General features: G+C 46.3%; 27 protein-coding genes. All 27 read left to right on the top strand.

The genetic code is table 11. The features are described from left to right. Positions 1–5 precede the first annotated feature (5 nt). The 27 genes from tuf (at position 6) to rpsD (ending at position 13,701) form a co-directional block, all read left to right on the top strand. Entirely contained in the window at positions 6–1,190 is a 1,185-nt protein-coding gene (gene tuf, locus AC5YB3_RS10765) for an elongation factor Tu (protein ID WP_006083602.1), read from the top strand. Between the two features lie 335 nt (positions 1,191–1,525). Continuing rightward, on the top strand, positions 1,526–1,837 hold the full coding sequence (gene rpsJ / locus AC5YB3_RS10760) for a 30S ribosomal protein S10 (RefSeq protein WP_006083601.1): 312 nt from the start codon (positions 1,526–1,528) through the stop codon (positions 1,835–1,837). A gap of 30 nt (positions 1,838–1,867) precedes the next feature. After that, positions 1,868–2,506, top strand: coding sequence for a 50S ribosomal protein L3 (rplC, locus tag AC5YB3_RS10755; RefSeq protein WP_006083600.1), 639 nt, complete (start codon positions 1,868–1,870; stop codon positions 2,504–2,506). Between the two features lie 17 nt (positions 2,507–2,523). Then, the gene (rplD, locus tag AC5YB3_RS10750) at positions 2,524–3,129 is read left to right on the top strand and encodes a 50S ribosomal protein L4 (RefSeq protein ID WP_006083599.1); all 606 of its coding nucleotides are present in this window, start codon (positions 2,524–2,526) and stop codon (positions 3,127–3,129) included. Next, positions 3,129–3,431: a 50S ribosomal protein L23 gene (rplW, locus tag AC5YB3_RS10745; protein ID WP_025008843.1), complete on the top strand. Its 303-nt coding sequence runs from the start codon at positions 3,129–3,131 to the stop codon at positions 3,429–3,431. The genes rplD and rplW overlap by 1 nt, the downstream gene beginning before the upstream one ends. A gap of 16 nt (positions 3,432–3,447) precedes the next feature. Then, positions 3,448–4,272, top strand: coding sequence for a 50S ribosomal protein L2 (gene rplB / locus AC5YB3_RS10740; protein ID WP_006083597.1), 825 nt, complete (start codon positions 3,448–3,450; stop codon positions 4,270–4,272). A gap of 14 nt (positions 4,273–4,286) precedes the next feature. Beyond that, the gene (rpsS, locus tag AC5YB3_RS10735) at positions 4,287–4,565 is read left to right on the top strand and encodes a 30S ribosomal protein S19 (protein ID WP_006083596.1); all 279 of its coding nucleotides are present in this window, start codon (positions 4,287–4,289) and stop codon (positions 4,563–4,565) included. Between the two features lie 15 nt (positions 4,566–4,580). After that, a complete protein-coding gene (gene rplV / locus AC5YB3_RS10730; RefSeq protein ID WP_006083595.1) occupies positions 4,581–4,913 on the top strand; it encodes a 50S ribosomal protein L22 in 333 nt (110 codons plus the stop codon). A 9-nt stretch (positions 4,914–4,922) separates the two neighbouring features. Continuing rightward, complete coding sequence (gene rpsC, locus AC5YB3_RS10725; RefSeq protein ID WP_006083594.1) at positions 4,923–5,615, top strand: 30S ribosomal protein S3; 693 nt, start codon at positions 4,923–4,925, stop codon at positions 5,613–5,615. An 11-nt stretch (positions 5,616–5,626) separates the two neighbouring features. Further along, the gene (rplP, locus tag AC5YB3_RS10720) at positions 5,627–6,037 is read left to right on the top strand and encodes a 50S ribosomal protein L16 (protein WP_006083593.1); all 411 of its coding nucleotides are present in this window, start codon (positions 5,627–5,629) and stop codon (positions 6,035–6,037) included. Further along, a complete protein-coding gene (gene rpmC / locus AC5YB3_RS10715; RefSeq protein WP_006083592.1) occupies positions 6,037–6,228 on the top strand; it encodes a 50S ribosomal protein L29 in 192 nt (63 codons plus the stop codon). Before rplP ends, rpmC begins: the two co-directional genes overlap by 1 nt. Continuing rightward, a complete protein-coding gene (gene rpsQ, locus AC5YB3_RS10710) occupies positions 6,228–6,476 on the top strand; it encodes a 30S ribosomal protein S17 (RefSeq protein ID WP_006083591.1) in 249 nt (82 codons plus the stop codon). Before rpmC ends, rpsQ begins: the two co-directional genes overlap by 1 nt. Before the next feature lie 180 nt (positions 6,477–6,656). Then, the gene (gene rplN / locus AC5YB3_RS10705) at positions 6,657–7,025 is read left to right on the top strand and encodes a 50S ribosomal protein L14 (protein ID WP_006083590.1); all 369 of its coding nucleotides are present in this window, start codon (positions 6,657–6,659) and stop codon (positions 7,023–7,025) included. Between the two features lie 11 nt (positions 7,026–7,036). After that, entirely contained in the window at positions 7,037–7,351 is a 315-nt protein-coding gene (rplX, locus tag AC5YB3_RS10700; protein WP_006083589.1) for a 50S ribosomal protein L24, read from the top strand. 12 nt (positions 7,352–7,363) lie between these two features. After that, positions 7,364–7,903: a 50S ribosomal protein L5 gene (rplE, locus tag AC5YB3_RS10695; protein ID WP_006083588.1), complete on the top strand. Its 540-nt coding sequence runs from the start codon at positions 7,364–7,366 to the stop codon at positions 7,901–7,903. A gap of 10 nt (positions 7,904–7,913) precedes the next feature. Then, the gene (gene rpsN, locus AC5YB3_RS10690; RefSeq protein ID WP_006083587.1) at positions 7,914–8,219 is read left to right on the top strand and encodes a 30S ribosomal protein S14; all 306 of its coding nucleotides are present in this window, start codon (positions 7,914–7,916) and stop codon (positions 8,217–8,219) included. A 24-nt stretch (positions 8,220–8,243) separates the two neighbouring features. Beyond that, positions 8,244–8,636 (top strand): 30S ribosomal protein S8, encoded by a 393-nt coding sequence (gene rpsH, locus AC5YB3_RS10685; RefSeq protein WP_006083586.1) that lies wholly within the window; start codon positions 8,244–8,246, stop codon positions 8,634–8,636. A gap of 10 nt (positions 8,637–8,646) precedes the next feature. Then, a complete protein-coding gene (rplF, locus tag AC5YB3_RS10680) occupies positions 8,647–9,180 on the top strand; it encodes a 50S ribosomal protein L6 (protein WP_006083585.1) in 534 nt (177 codons plus the stop codon). A 10-nt stretch (positions 9,181–9,190) separates the two neighbouring features. Then, the gene (gene rplR, locus AC5YB3_RS10675; RefSeq protein WP_006083584.1) at positions 9,191–9,541 is read left to right on the top strand and encodes a 50S ribosomal protein L18; all 351 of its coding nucleotides are present in this window, start codon (positions 9,191–9,193) and stop codon (positions 9,539–9,541) included. A gap of 11 nt (positions 9,542–9,552) precedes the next feature. Then, the gene (gene rpsE / locus AC5YB3_RS10670) at positions 9,553–10,056 is read left to right on the top strand and encodes a 30S ribosomal protein S5 (protein ID WP_006083583.1); all 504 of its coding nucleotides are present in this window, start codon (positions 9,553–9,555) and stop codon (positions 10,054–10,056) included. Positions 10,057–10,062: 6 nt separating this feature from the next. Then, positions 10,063–10,245: a 50S ribosomal protein L30 gene (rpmD, locus tag AC5YB3_RS10665; RefSeq protein ID WP_006083582.1), complete on the top strand. Its 183-nt coding sequence runs from the start codon at positions 10,063–10,065 to the stop codon at positions 10,243–10,245. A 3-nt stretch (positions 10,246–10,248) separates the two neighbouring features. Then, the gene (gene rplO, locus AC5YB3_RS10660; protein ID WP_006083581.1) at positions 10,249–10,683 is read left to right on the top strand and encodes a 50S ribosomal protein L15; all 435 of its coding nucleotides are present in this window, start codon (positions 10,249–10,251) and stop codon (positions 10,681–10,683) included. Positions 10,684–10,690: 7 nt separating this feature from the next. Further along, a complete protein-coding gene (gene secY, locus AC5YB3_RS10655; RefSeq protein WP_006083580.1) occupies positions 10,691–12,031 on the top strand; it encodes a preprotein translocase subunit SecY in 1,341 nt (446 codons plus the stop codon). Between the two features lie 21 nt (positions 12,032–12,052). Further along, entirely contained in the window at positions 12,053–12,166 is a 114-nt protein-coding gene (gene rpmJ / locus AC5YB3_RS10650; RefSeq protein WP_006083579.1) for a 50S ribosomal protein L36, read from the top strand. Positions 12,167–12,283: 117 nt separating this feature from the next. After that, positions 12,284–12,640, top strand: coding sequence for a 30S ribosomal protein S13 (rpsM, locus tag AC5YB3_RS10645; RefSeq protein ID WP_006083578.1), 357 nt, complete (start codon positions 12,284–12,286; stop codon positions 12,638–12,640). Positions 12,641–12,655: 15 nt separating this feature from the next. Beyond that, on the top strand, positions 12,656–13,048 hold the full coding sequence (gene rpsK / locus AC5YB3_RS10640) for a 30S ribosomal protein S11 (protein WP_006083577.1): 393 nt from the start codon (positions 12,656–12,658) through the stop codon (positions 13,046–13,048). Between the two features lie 32 nt (positions 13,049–13,080). Next, entirely contained in the window at positions 13,081–13,701 is a 621-nt protein-coding gene (rpsD, locus tag AC5YB3_RS10635) for a 30S ribosomal protein S4 (RefSeq protein ID WP_006083575.1), read from the top strand. Positions 13,702–13,711: the final 10 nt, after the last annotated feature.

The following is a 13,711-nucleotide window of genomic DNA, read 5'->3' as shown; positions in this document are numbered from 1 at the left end:
ATATCGTGGCAAAAGCTAAATTTGAACGTATTAAGCCTCACGTAAACGTGGGCACCATTGGTCACGTTGACCATGGTAAAACCACACTGACTGCAGCTATCTCTCACGTACTGGCTAAGACCTACGGTGGCGAAGCTAAAGACTTCTCTCAAATTGATAACGCTCCAGAAGAGCGTGAGCGCGGTATTACAATCAATACCTCTCACATCGAATATGACACGCCTTCACGTCACTACGCACACGTAGACTGCCCAGGCCATGCTGACTATGTTAAAAACATGATCACTGGTGCTGCACAGATGGACGGCGCGATTTTAGTAGTAGCTTCAACAGACGGTCCAATGCCACAGACTCGTGAGCACATCCTGCTTTCTCGTCAGGTTGGCGTACCGTACATCATCGTGTTCATGAACAAATGTGACATGGTAGATGACGAAGAATTACTGGAATTGGTAGAAATGGAAGTTCGTGAACTTCTGTCAGAATACGATTTCCCAGGTGATGACTTACCAGTAATCCAAGGTTCAGCTCTGAAGGCACTAGAAGGCCAACCAGAGTGGGAAGCTAAGATTATTGAACTGGCTAATGCACTGGATTCTTACATTCCAGAACCACAACGTGACATCGATAAGCCGTTCCTACTGCCAATCGAAGACGTATTCTCAATCTCTGGCCGTGGTACTGTAGTAACTGGCCGTGTTGAGCGTGGTATTGTTAAAGTTGGTGACGAAGTTGAAATCGTTGGTGTTCGCACTACGACTAAAACAACGTGTACTGGCGTAGAAATGTTCCGTAAGCTGCTTGACGAAGGTCGTGCAGGTGAGAACTGTGGTGTGTTATTACGTGGTACTAAGCGTGATGACGTAGAACGTGGTCAAGTATTGGCTAAACCAGGTTCAATCAACCCACACACCACTTTTGAATCAGAAGTTTATGTTCTGTCAAAAGAAGAAGGCGGACGTCACACTCCATTCTTCAAAGGCTACCGTCCACAGTTCTACTTCCGTACAACAGACGTGACTGGTACTATCGAACTGCCAGAAGGCGTAGAGATGGTAATGCCTGGCGACAACATCAAAATGGTAGTTACTCTGATTTGCCCAATCGCGATGGACGAAGGTTTACGCTTCGCAATCCGTGAAGGTGGTCGTACAGTAGGTGCTGGTGTAGTAGCTAAAATCATTGCTTAATAGCGATAGAGATTAGTTTGAAAAGGAAGCTTCGGCTTCCTTTTTTGTTTTAGGGGCTGGTTTTATCCACAAATTTGTGTAAAATGCTCGCCACTCTGAAGTTAAATAGTTATTTGATGACTATTTACACAGCGGGCTTGATATCCGGATTTAGATAGGTATAATGGCCCCCTCGTCGACCTAGGTTGACGAATTAAATGATTAGTCGCTTAAGTTAATCATTATCATAGCGGCTCCGATTGGGAGTCGAACGGTTAAATCATCTCGCTCTGCTTTTCTATATAGAAGAAGCTAGAGGGTGATTTTTTATATGTCCATTTTAGGAGCTCTGGTCAATGCAGAACCAAAGAATCCGTATCCGCTTAAAGGGATTTGATCATCGCTTAATTGATCAATCTACAGCGGAAATCGTTGAAACTGCTAAGCGTACAGGCGCTCAAGTACGTGGTCCAATTCCACTACCTACGCGTAAAGAGCGTTATACCATTTTGATCTCTCCGCACGTTAATAAAGATGCTCGTGACCAGTACGAATTACGTACACACAAGCGCCTGGTTGACATCGTAGAGCCAACTGAAAAGACTGTAGACGCGTTAATGCGTTTAGATCTTGCGGCTGGTGTCGACGTACAGATTAGCTTGGGTTAATTGAGATCCTAGTAAGAAGAGGTTTGAGAGATGGCTATCGGTCTTATTGGTCGTAAAGTTGGTATGACTCGCATCTTCACTGAAGATGGTGTTTCAATACCAGTTACTGTAATTGAAGTTGCAGGCAACCGTGTTACTCAAGTGAAAACTTTAGAAACTGACGGCTACCGTGCACTTCAAGTTACAACTGGCACCAAAAAAGCCAATCGCATCACTAAACCAGAAGCAGGTCACTTTGCCAAGAGCGGCGTTGAAGCCGGTCGTGGTTTGTGGGAAATGCGTTTGGTAGACGGTGAAGGCGAGGGCATTGAAGTTGGTGCTGAGCTAAATGTTGATATTTTCGCAGACGTAGCGAAAGTAGATGTTACTGGTCAATCAAAAGGTAAAGGCTTCCAAGGCGGCGTTAAGCGTTGGAACTTCCGTACTCAAGATATGACTCACGGTAACTCTTTGTCGCACCGCTCGAATGGTTCTATCGGTCAGAACCAAACGCCTGGTCGCGTATTCAAAGGCAAAAAAATGTCAGGCCATATGGGTGCCGAGCGTGTTACTACTCAAAATCTAGTTGTAGTTCGTGTAGATGTTGAGCGTAACCTGCTACTAGTCCGTGGCGCTGTTCCTGGCGCTACCAATGGCGACTTGATTATCAAGCCTGCCGTTAAAGCTTAAGGTCTGAGGAGATAGTAATGGAATTGGTATTGAAAGACGCGCAAAGCGCTCTTGAAGTTTCCGAAACTACCTTCGGCCGTGACTTTAACGAGGCACTGGTTCATCAGGTAGTTGTAGCATACGCTGCAAACGCGCGTCAGGGCACTCGTGCTCAAAAGACTCGTGCGGAAGTAACTGGCTCAGGCAAAAAGCCTTGGCGCCAAAAAGGAACTGGCCGTGCTCGTGCTGGTTCTGTTAAAGGCCCAATCTGGCGTGGCGGTGGCGTAACATTCGCTGCTAAAACCCAAGATCATAGCCAAAAAGTTAACAAAAAGATGTACCGCGGCGCGCTGAAAAGCATTCTGTCTGAATTGGTACGTCAAGAGCGTCTGGTTGTTGTTGAATCTTTCGGTGTTGAAGCTCCTAAAACTAAAGAGCTGAAAGCTAAATTGAAAGCAATGAACCTTGAAGACGTTCTGATTGTGACTGCAGAAGTTGATGAGAACTTATTCTTAGCAGCTCGTAACCTGTACAAAGTTGACGTTCGTGACGTAGCGGGTCTTGACCCAGTTAGTCTGATCGCGTTCAACACTGTGCTTGTGACTGCTGACGCAGTGAAGCAAATCGAGGAGATGCTAGCATGATGATCCGCGAAGAACGTTTGCTAAAAGTTATTCTCGCTCCACACATCTCTGAAAAGAGCACTGTGAACGCTGAGAAGCACAACACTGTTGTTTTCCGCGTAGCTATCGATGCAACTAAAGCTGAAATTAAAGCTGCTGTTGCTAAGCTATTTGAAGTTGAAGTTGATTCAGTTCGCACTTTAGTAAGCAAAGGCAAAACTAAACGCACTGGTGGCCGTACTGGTCGTCGTAGCGATTGGAAAAAAGCCTATGTAACTCTAGCTGCTGGTGCTGACATCGATTTCGTCGGCGGCGCTGAGTAAGCAAAGGAGAATTATCATGGCAGTTATTAAGTGTAAGCCAACCTCTCCAGGTCGTCGCCACGTTGTTAAAGTGGTGAACACTGACCTGCATAAGGGTAAACCCTTTGCTGGCCTGTTGGCGAAAAAATCTAAAAGTGGTGGCCGTAACAATACTGGCCGTATCACTGTCCGTCACGTAGGTGGTGGTCATAAGCAGCATTATCGTCTAATCGACTTCAAACGCGATAAAGATGGTATCCCTGCAAAGATTGAGCGTCTGGAATACGATCCAAACCGTACAGCTAACATCGCGTTAGTACTGTATGCGGATGGTGAACGTCGTTATATTCTTGCTGCCAAAGGCATGCAAGCTGGCGATAAGATCCAGTCTGGTGTTGCTGCCGAGATCAAAACCGGTAACGCTATGCCACTGCGCAACATCCCAGTAGGTTCTGTAGTTCACGCAGTTGAAATGAAGCCTGGTAAAGGTGCTCAGATCGCTCGTTCTGCAGGTGCTTATGTACAAGTTGTTGCTCGTGATGGCGCATATGCCACTCTACGTCTTCGCTCTGGCGAAATGCGTAAAGTGCCAGTTGATTGCCGCGCGACATTTGGTGAAGTTGGTAATGCCGAACACATGCTACGCCAGTTAGGTAAAGCAGGTGCTAAACGCTGGAGAGGCATCCGCCCTACAGTACGTGGTGTTGCAATGAACCCAGTAGACCATCCACACGGTGGTGGTGAAGGCCGTACTTCTGGTGGTCGTCACCCAGTGACTCCATGGGGTGTGCCAACTAAGGGTTATAAGACTCGTAGTAACAAGCGCACTGACAAGTACATCGTACGTCGTCGTAATAAATAGTAAGAGGATTCGCCATGCCACGTTCTCTCAAGAAAGGTCCCTTCATTGACCTGCACTTGCTGAAGAAGGTAGAGAAAGCGATGGAAGCCGGTGACAAAAAGCCTATTAAGACTTGGTCACGTCGCTCTATGATCATTCCAAATATGATTGGTTTGACCATCGCTGTCCATAATGGTCGTCAGCACGTTCCTGTGTTCGTAACTGACGAAATGATCGGCCACAAACTTGGTGAATTTTCACCAACTCGCACTTATCGTGGCCATGCCGCTGATAAGAAAGCGAAGAAGCGTTAATACGGGAGGAATAAGATGGAAGTTTTAGCTAAACATCGTTTTGCCCGTACGTCTGCGCAGAAGGCCCGTCTGGTTGCTGATCAAATTCGTGGTTTGCCTGTTGCTAAGGCACTCGAAATTTTGACTTTCAGCCCCAAGAAAGCCGCCGTACTGGTTAAAAAAGTACTTGACTCAGCTATCGCAAACGCCGAACACAACGAAGGCGCGGATATTGATGAGCTTAAAGTAGGAGCCGTCTTCGTAGATGAAGGCCCGACTATGAAGCGTATCATGCCACGTGCTAAAGGCCGCGCTGATCGTATCATGAAGCGTACCAGCCACATTACTGTGGTTGTATCAGATCGCTAGGAGAGAGCAATGGGACAGAAAGTACATCCTAATGGTATCCGTCTGGGTATCACCAAGCCTTGGATCTCTACCTGGTACGCAGATAAATCAGATTACGCAAGTAACCTGAACAGCGACTGGGAAGTGCGTAAGTTTCTTGTAGAGAAATTACAAGCTGCTTCAGTATCTAAGATTGTTATCGAGCGTCCAGCGAAAAGCATCCGCGTTACCATTCACACTGCCCGCCCAGGTGTTGTGATCGGTAAGAAAGGTGAAGACGTTGAAGTATTGCGTGCTGCAGTGTCAAAACTTGCTGGCACTCCTGCTCAAATTAACATCGCTGAGATCCGTAAACCTGAGCTAGATGCCAAATTAGTTGCTGATTCAATTGCACAGCAATTAGAGCGTCGCGTAATGTTCCGTCGTGCTATGAAGCGCGCAGTTCAAAACGCAATGCGTATTGGTGCTCAAGGTATCAAAGTACAAGTTAGTGGCCGTTTAGGCGGAGCTGAGATTGCGCGTGACGAGTGGTATCGTGAGGGTCGTGTACCTTTACATACTTTGCGTGCTGATATCGACTATTCTACATCTGAAAGTCACACCCAATACGGTGTGATTGGCGTTAAAGTTTGGATCTTCAAAGGTGAAGTTCTAGATGGAATGCTGCCACAGATTGAAGAACCGAAGCAGCAGCAACCTAAGCGCAAGCCTCGTGGTAAATAGGAGAGCCGGCAATGCTGCAACCTAAACGTATGAAGTTTCGCAAGATGTTCAAAGGCCGCAACCGCGGTCTGGCGAACGGTACCGAAGTTAGCTTTGGTACTTTTGGTCTGAAAGCAGTCGGCCGTGGCCGTTTAACTGCCCGTCAGATCGAATCTGCACGTCGTGCCATGACACGTCACATTAAGCGTCAGGGACAAATTTGGATTCGAGTTTTCCCGGACAAGCCGATTACCTCTAAGCCTCTTGAAGTGCGTATGGGTAAAGGTAAAGGTAACGTTGAATACTGGGTATGTCAGATTCAACCTGGTAAGGTTCTTTATGAGATGAATGGTGTTTCTGAAGTGATCGCTCGTGAAGCGTTTGCTTTGGCTGCTGCCAAGCTTCCAATTAAGACTACCTTCGTAACTAAGACGGTGATGTAATGAAAGCGAGCGAACTGAGAGAAAAAAGCGTTGAAGAACTGAACGCTGAACTACTTGGTCTGCTGCGTGAGCAGTTTAACCTGCGTATGCAACACGCCACTGGTCAGTTGACTCAGACTAATCAACTGAAATTGGTGCGCCGTAACATTGCGCGCGTTAAGACCATTATTACTTCTAAGGCGGGTGCATAATGTCTGATAAAATCCGTACTTTGCAGGGTCGTGTAACTAGCAACAAAATGGACAAGTCCATTACTGTTGCTATCGAACGCCAAGTGAAACACCCAATTTATGGGAAATACATTAAGCGTACGACGAAGATCCATGCACATGACGAAACTAATCAGTGCAATGAAGGCGATTTAGTAGCGATTCGCGAATGTCGTCCTTTGTCTAAGACTAAGTCTTGGACCCTGGTTGAAGTAGTATCAAAGGCCTAAGTTAATTAGGTATTTAGGTAAACGGCTCCAGAATGTGGGGCCGTTTGTTTTTTAATACTATACATTCCACTTTTATGGTGTTATATTTGCGCGCCATTTTTGACTAAATTAATAGCAAAAATGAGTGTTTTTATTGTCCCATAGTGGGAATTGTGTAGTAACGATAGCGGAGCACTTAAAATGATCCAAATGCAATCGACTCTTGACGTTGCTTGTAACAGCGGCGCACGCAGAGTTCAGTGTATTAAGGTCTTGGGTGGCTCTCATCGTCGTTATGCCGGTATCGGCGACATCATCAAAGTTTCTGTTAAAGAAGCGATTCCTCGCGCTAAAGCGAAGAAAGGCGATGTGTATAACGCGGTGGTAGTCCGTACTAAGAAAGGCGTACGTCGTCCAGACGGTTCTGTCATTCGCTTCGATCGGAATGCAGCTGTTCTTTTGAACAACAACCTGCAGCCGATTGGTACTCGTATCTTTGGACCAGTGACACGTGAATTGCGTAATGAGCAATTTATGAAAATTGTCTCGCTGGCACCAGAAGTACTGTAAGGAGCTTCAAAATGGCAGCTAAAATACGTCGTGAAGACGAAGTGATTGTATTAGCAGGTAAAGACAAGGGTAAACGTGCAAAAGTTTCTCAAGTCCTTCCTACTGGTAAATTGATTGTTGAAGGCATCAATCTTGTCAAAAAACACCAAAAGCCAAACCCACAATTGGGCGTAGCTGGCGGTATTGTTGAGAAAGAAGCACCGATACAAGCATCAAATGTAGCGATTTTCAACTCTGCCACTGGCAAAGCTGATCGCGTTGGTTTCCGCTTTGAAGACGGCAAAAAAGTTCGTTTCTTCAAATCGAACAGTGAACTCGTTAAGTAATTGGAGTAAACGATGGCGAAACTGCATGATAAATACCAAGAGACTGTTGTCGCTGAACTTGCTAAAAAGTTCGGTTATACCAGTGTCATGCAAGTCCCTCGGATTGAGAAAATCACCCTGAATATGGGTGTTGGCGAAGCTGTTGCAGACAAGAAAATCATGGACCATGCTGTCCGTGATATGACTGCAATCGCTGGTCAAAAACCAGTAGTGACTGTAGCTCGTAAGTCAGTTGCTGGTTTTAAAATCCGTGAAGGCTACCCTATTGGCTGTAAAGTTACCCTACGCGGTGAGCGTATGTGGGAATTCTTAGAGCGTTTAGTCGATATCGCAATCCCACGTATTCGTGACTTCCGTGGCTTAAGCGCTAAAGCGTTTGACGGCCGTGGTAACTACGCAATGGGCGTGCGTGAGCAGATCATCTTCCCAGAAATCGATTACGATAAAATCGATAAGATTCGTGGTATGGATATTGTTATCACTACTACTGCGAAGAATGATGAAGAAGGTCGTGCTTTGTTAGACGCTTTTAACTTCCCATTCAAGAAATAAGGGTAGCGTAATGGCAAAAACATCAATGAAAGCACGTGAAGCTAAACGTGCACAGCTCGTGGCCAAGTACGCTGAGAAGCGTGCGGCTCTTAAGACTATCATTGCAAGTCCAGCTTCTTCTGACGAAGATCGTTGGGATGCGGTACTTAAGCTGCAAGCTCTACCACGTGATTCCAGCGCTGCGCGTCAACGCAATCGTTGTAATCAAACTGGTCGCCCTCATGGCTTCTTACGTAAATTCGGCTTAAGCCGTATCAAATTACGTGAAGCAACCATGCGTGGTGAAGTTCCTGGCCTGCGTAAGGCCAGCTGGTAAGCACTTGTCACGGAGTAAGCTAATATGAGCATGCAAGATCCTATTGCGGATATGTTAACCCGTATTCGTAACGGCCAAGCTGCTAACCACGTATCGGTGAAGATGCCTTCAGCTAAGTTGAAAGTCGCAATTGCGAAACTACTTAAAGATGAAGGTTATATCGCTGATTACGCCGTAGCAGATGAAGCCAAGCCTGAACTGGAAGTTACTTTAAAGTATTTCCAAGGCCAACCAGTCGTTGAGACTATCCAGCGTGTAAGTCGCCCTGGTCTTCGTATTTACAAAGGTAAAAACGAACTTCCAAAGGTGATGGGCGGTCTGGGTGTCGCAATTGTGTCCACTTCTAAAGGCTTGATGACTGATCGTGCCGCCCGCCTTGCAGGCATGGGTGGCGAGGTTATCTGCTACGTAGCTTAAGGAGCTAGGAATGTCTCGTGTAGCAAAAGCACCAGTATCTATTCCAGCTGGCGTAGAGGTGACCTTGAACGAACAGACCCTTACCGTCAAAGGCGGAAAAGGTAGTCTGACTCGAGTGATCAACAATGCGGTCAATGTTGTTATTGAAGCTGGCGTAGTTAAGTTCCTCCCTGTTGAAGGCGTTTCTAACGCTTGGGCACAGGCTGGTACAACTCGTGCATTAGTAAACAACATGGTTGTTGGTGTATCTCAAGGTTTTGAGCGTAAATTAAAGTTAGTTGGCGTTGGTTACCGTGCGAAACTCGTCGGTTCTGACATTGACCTTACTTTAGGTTTCTCTCATCCGTTAGTACACAAACTGCCCGCAGGCGTTACTGCAGAGTGCCCTAGCCAAACTGACATCGTCCTACGTGGCGTTGATAAACAGTTAATTGGCCAAGTCGCTGCTGAGATTCGCGGATACCGTCCACCAGAGCCATATAAAGGCAAGGGTGTTCGCTATGACGACGAAGTAGTACGCCGTAAAGAGGCTAAGAAGAAGTAGGTAACGCGATATGGATAAGAAAACATCTCGCTTACGTCGCGCTACTCGCGCTCGTAAGAAGATCCAAGAGCTGGGCGTGAACCGTCTGGTTGTACATCGTACACCGCGTCACATTTATGCTCAGGTGATCAATCCTGAAGCTCAGGTGTTGGCAGCTGCTTCAACCGTAGAAAAAGCGGTTAAAGAGCTACTGAAGAGTACCGGTAACGTAGACGCAGCGAAAGCAGTAGGTAAATTTGTTGCTGAGCGCGCGATCGAAAAAGGCGTAACTTCAGTTGCGTTCGATCGTTCTGGTTTCAAGTATCACGGTCGTGTAGCTGCTTTAGCAGATGCAGCTCGTGAAGCTGGCCTGAAGTTCTAAGGGGTTATAAAATGGCTAAATTAGAAGCTCAGCAAAAAGACGATCTGCAAGAGAAATTGATTGCAGTTAATCGTGTTTCTAAAGTAGTTAAGGGCGGTCGTATCTTTAGCTTCACAGCACTGACAGTAGTGGGTGACGGTAACGGTAAGATTGGCTATGGCTATGGCAAAGCACGTGAAGTTCCAGCAGCGATTCAAAAAGCTATGGAAAAAGCTCGTCGTAACATTGTGACCGTTGAGTTGAATGCAGGTACTCTGCATCACCCAGTTAAAGGTCGTCATACTGGTTCTCTTGTGTACATGCAACCCGCATCACAAGGTACTGGTATTATTGCCGGTGGCGCAATGCGTGCCGTATTGGAAGTAGCAGGCGTTCATAACGTTCTGTCAAAAGCATACGGTTCTACTAACCCGATCAACATCGTTCGCGCGACTGTCGATGCTTTGGTGCACATGAAGTCACCTTCGCAAATCGCAGCTAAGCGTGGCCTGAATGTTGACGAAATTCGGGGGTAATGCACCATGGCAACTAAAACTGTAAAAGTTACTCAAACTAAAAGCGGTATCGGTCGTTTACCGAAGCACCGTGCAACCCTAACGGGTCTTGGTTTGCGTCGCATTGGTCACACTGTTGAATTAGAAGATACTCCTTCAGTTCGCGGTATGATCAACAAGGTCTACTACATGGTTAAGGTGGAGGATTAATAGATGCGTTTAAATACTCTATCTCCAGCTGCAGGCTCTAAGCATGCACCAAAGCGTGTAGGCCGTGGTATGGGCTCAGGTCTAGGTAAAACAGCGGGTCGTGGTCATAAAGGCCAAAAGTCTCGTTCTGGTGGCGGTGTACGCCCAGGATTTGAAGGTGGTCAAATGCCACTTAAAATCCGTTTACCTAAATTTGGTTTTACCTCGCGTCGCGCTATGGTAACAGCTGAAGTTCGTGTACTCGAACTGGCAAAAGTTAACGGTGATGTTATCGACTTAAACGCTCTGAAAGATGCGAACGTTATAACTCGCAACATCCAGTTTGCGAAAATTGTTCTTTCAGGTACCATTGAGCGCCCTGTGACTGTTAAAGGTCTGAAGGTAACCAAAGGTGCACGTGCAGCTATTGAAGCTGCCGGCGGTAAGATCGAGGAATAATACGTCGATGGCAAAACCAGGACTTGATTTAAAAAGCGCGAAAGGTGGACTTTCAGAATTGAAAGCTCGCCTCCTGTTCGTGATTGGTGCGATTATCGTCTTTAGAGCCGGTTCGTTTGTGCCAATTCCTGGTATTGACGCAGCTGTATTAGCAGAGCTGTTTGCTCAGCAAAAAGGGACCATCCTGGGCATGTTTAACATGTTCTCGGGTGGCGCCCTTTCGCGTGCCTCTATCTTTGCATTAGGTATCATGCCGTATATTTCGGCATCGATTATCATGCAACTGTTGACTGTCGTACATCCTGCACTCGCTGAATTGAAAAAAGAAGGCGAATCAGGACGTAAGAAAATCAGTCAATATACCAGATGGGGTACCTTAGTGCTGGGTACATTCCAGTCGGTCGGTATTGCAACCGGGTTACCAAACTTAGTGCCAGGCCTTGTGGTCAACATTGGATTTGGGTTCTACTTTGTTGCGGTTGTGAGCTTAGTGACGGGAACTATGTTCCTTATGTGGCTAGGTGAACAGATTACCGAACGTGGTATAGGTAACGGTATCTCGATTTTGATTTTCGCAGGTATTGTTGCTGGATTACCTTCCGCTATCGGCCAAACGGCTGAGCAGGCGCGTCAAGGTGACTTGAATGTGTTAGTATTGTTGTTGCTCGCGGTAATTGTGTTTGCAGTGACTTATTTTGTAGTGTTTGTGGAACGTGGTCAGCGTCGTATCGTCGTTAACTATGCTAAGCGTCAGCAGGGCCGTAAGGTGTTCGCTGCGCAAAGTACCCACTTACCGCTTAAAATAAACATGGCAGGTGTTATTCCGCCAATTTTTGCGTCAAGCATCATTTTGTTCCCTGGAACACTGGCTCAGTGGTTCGGTCAAAATGAATCCATGTCATGGTTAAGTGATTTTTCACTGGCTGTTTCACCTGGACAACCGCTTTACTCATTATTATATGCAACAGCGATTATCTTTTTCTGTTTCTTCTATACTGCGTTGGTATTTAACCCACGCGAAACAGCAGATAACTTGAAGAAGAGTGGCGCATTCATCCCTGGGATCCGTCCTGGAGAACAGACTTCGCGTTACATTGATAAAGTTATGACCCGTTTGACATTGGCAGGCGCGTTATACATAACCTTTATCTGCTTAATTCCGGAGTTCATGTTAATCGCGTGGAAAGTACAGTTCTATTTTGGCGGTACTTCACTACTAATTATGGTAGTCGTGATCATGGACTTCATGGCTCAGGTTCAGACGCATATGATGTCTCATCAGTATGAGTCTGTGATGAAGAAAGCTAACCTAGTAAACAAAGCGAATTTAGATCGCTTTGGTCGCTAAGTAGCTTTACGGAGTGATGAAATGAAAGTTCGAGCTTCCGTGAAGAAGATCTGCCGTAACTGCAAGATCGTCAAGCGTAGTGGCGTTGTGCGCGTTATCTGTGTTGAACCAAAACACAAACAGCGTCAAGGCTAAAAAGTAATTTGTTCAGCCCATGAATTGGGCTGAACAAAATTTAGTTTGCAAATCTGTTGACTGTCGAGTATCCTTTCGGGCTTTTCGCAGTTGGCCTTTAACTTTAAGGAGTGCATAGTGGCCCGTATCGCTGGCATTAACATTCCTGATCAAAAGCATACAGTCATCGCATTGACTGCTATTTTCGGCATCGGCCGTACTCGCGCTAGAGCAATCTGCGCGGCTACAGCAATCGCTGAAACTGCTAAGATCAAGGAATTGAGCGAAGCTCAAATAGATATACTACGCGAAGAAGTCGCCAAATACATTGTAGAAGGTGACTTACGTCGTGAGATTTCAATGAACATCAAGCGTCTTATGGATCTTGGTTGTTATCGTGGTCTCCGCCATCGCCGTAGCCTGCCTCTCCGTGGGCAACGTACTAAGACCAATGCGCGTACGCGTAAAGGTCCACGTAAACCTATTAGAAAGTAACGGGAAGGTAAAGCAATGGCTAAAGTTCCGTCACGTTCTCCGCGTAAGCGCGTACGTAAACAGGTTGCAGATGGCATGGCTCATATCCATGCTTCTTTCAACAACACTATTGTCACCATTACAGATCGTCAAGGTAATGCGTTGTCATGGGCTACTTCAGGTGGTTCAGGTTTCCGTGGTTCACGTAAATCTACTCCATTTGCTGCACAGGTGGCTGCTGAGCGTGCAGGTGCTGCTGCTCAAGACTACGGTTTAAAAAACCTTGAAGTGTTTGTGAAGGGTCCAGGTCCAGGTCGTGAGTCAGCCATTCGTGCGCTGAACGCTGTTGGTTATAAAATTACCAACATTACCGATGTGACGCCGATCCCTCATAATGGTTGTCGTCCTCCTAAAAAGCGTCGTGTATAACGCCGTTTCGTTAGGATAGTTGGAGAAAGATCATGGCAAGATACTTGGGTCCCAAGCTCAAGCTCAGCCGCCGAGAAGGTACAGACCTTTTCTTAAAAAGCGGTGTGAGAGCAATCGATTCAAAGTGTAAACTGGAAACTGCACCTGGACAACATGGCGCTCGTAAGCCACGTTTGTCAGAGTACGGTACTCAGTTACGCGAAAAACAAAAAGTTCGTCGTATTTACGGTGTGTTAGAAAAACAATTCCGTAACTATTACAAAGATGCTGCACGTACTAAAGGCAACACAGGTGAAAACCTGCTTCAGCTTTTAGAAACCCGTCTTGATAACGTCGTTTATCGTATGGGCTTCGGTGCAACTCGTGCAGAATCACGTCAGCTAGTAAGCCATAAATCAATTATGGTTAACGGTCGTGTTGTTAACATTCCATCATTCAAAGTGTCTGCGAATGATGTTGTGAGCATCCGCGAGAAGTCACGTACTCAAGCTCGTATTAAAGCGGCTTTAGAAGTGGCAGCTCAACGCGAGAAGCCTACATGGGTTGAAGTCGACAATGCGAAAATGGAAGGTGCTTTCAAGCGCGTTCCAGAACGTAGCGATTTGTCTGCGGAAATTAACGAACAGCTGATCGTCGAGCTTTACTCTAAGTAAGGCTAACAAA

This window comes from Shewanella sp. 1311, assembly GCF_059338235.1.
The sequence above is the reverse complement of the archived record's forward strand: the minus strand, read 5'-3'. Positions and strand labels throughout refer to the sequence as shown.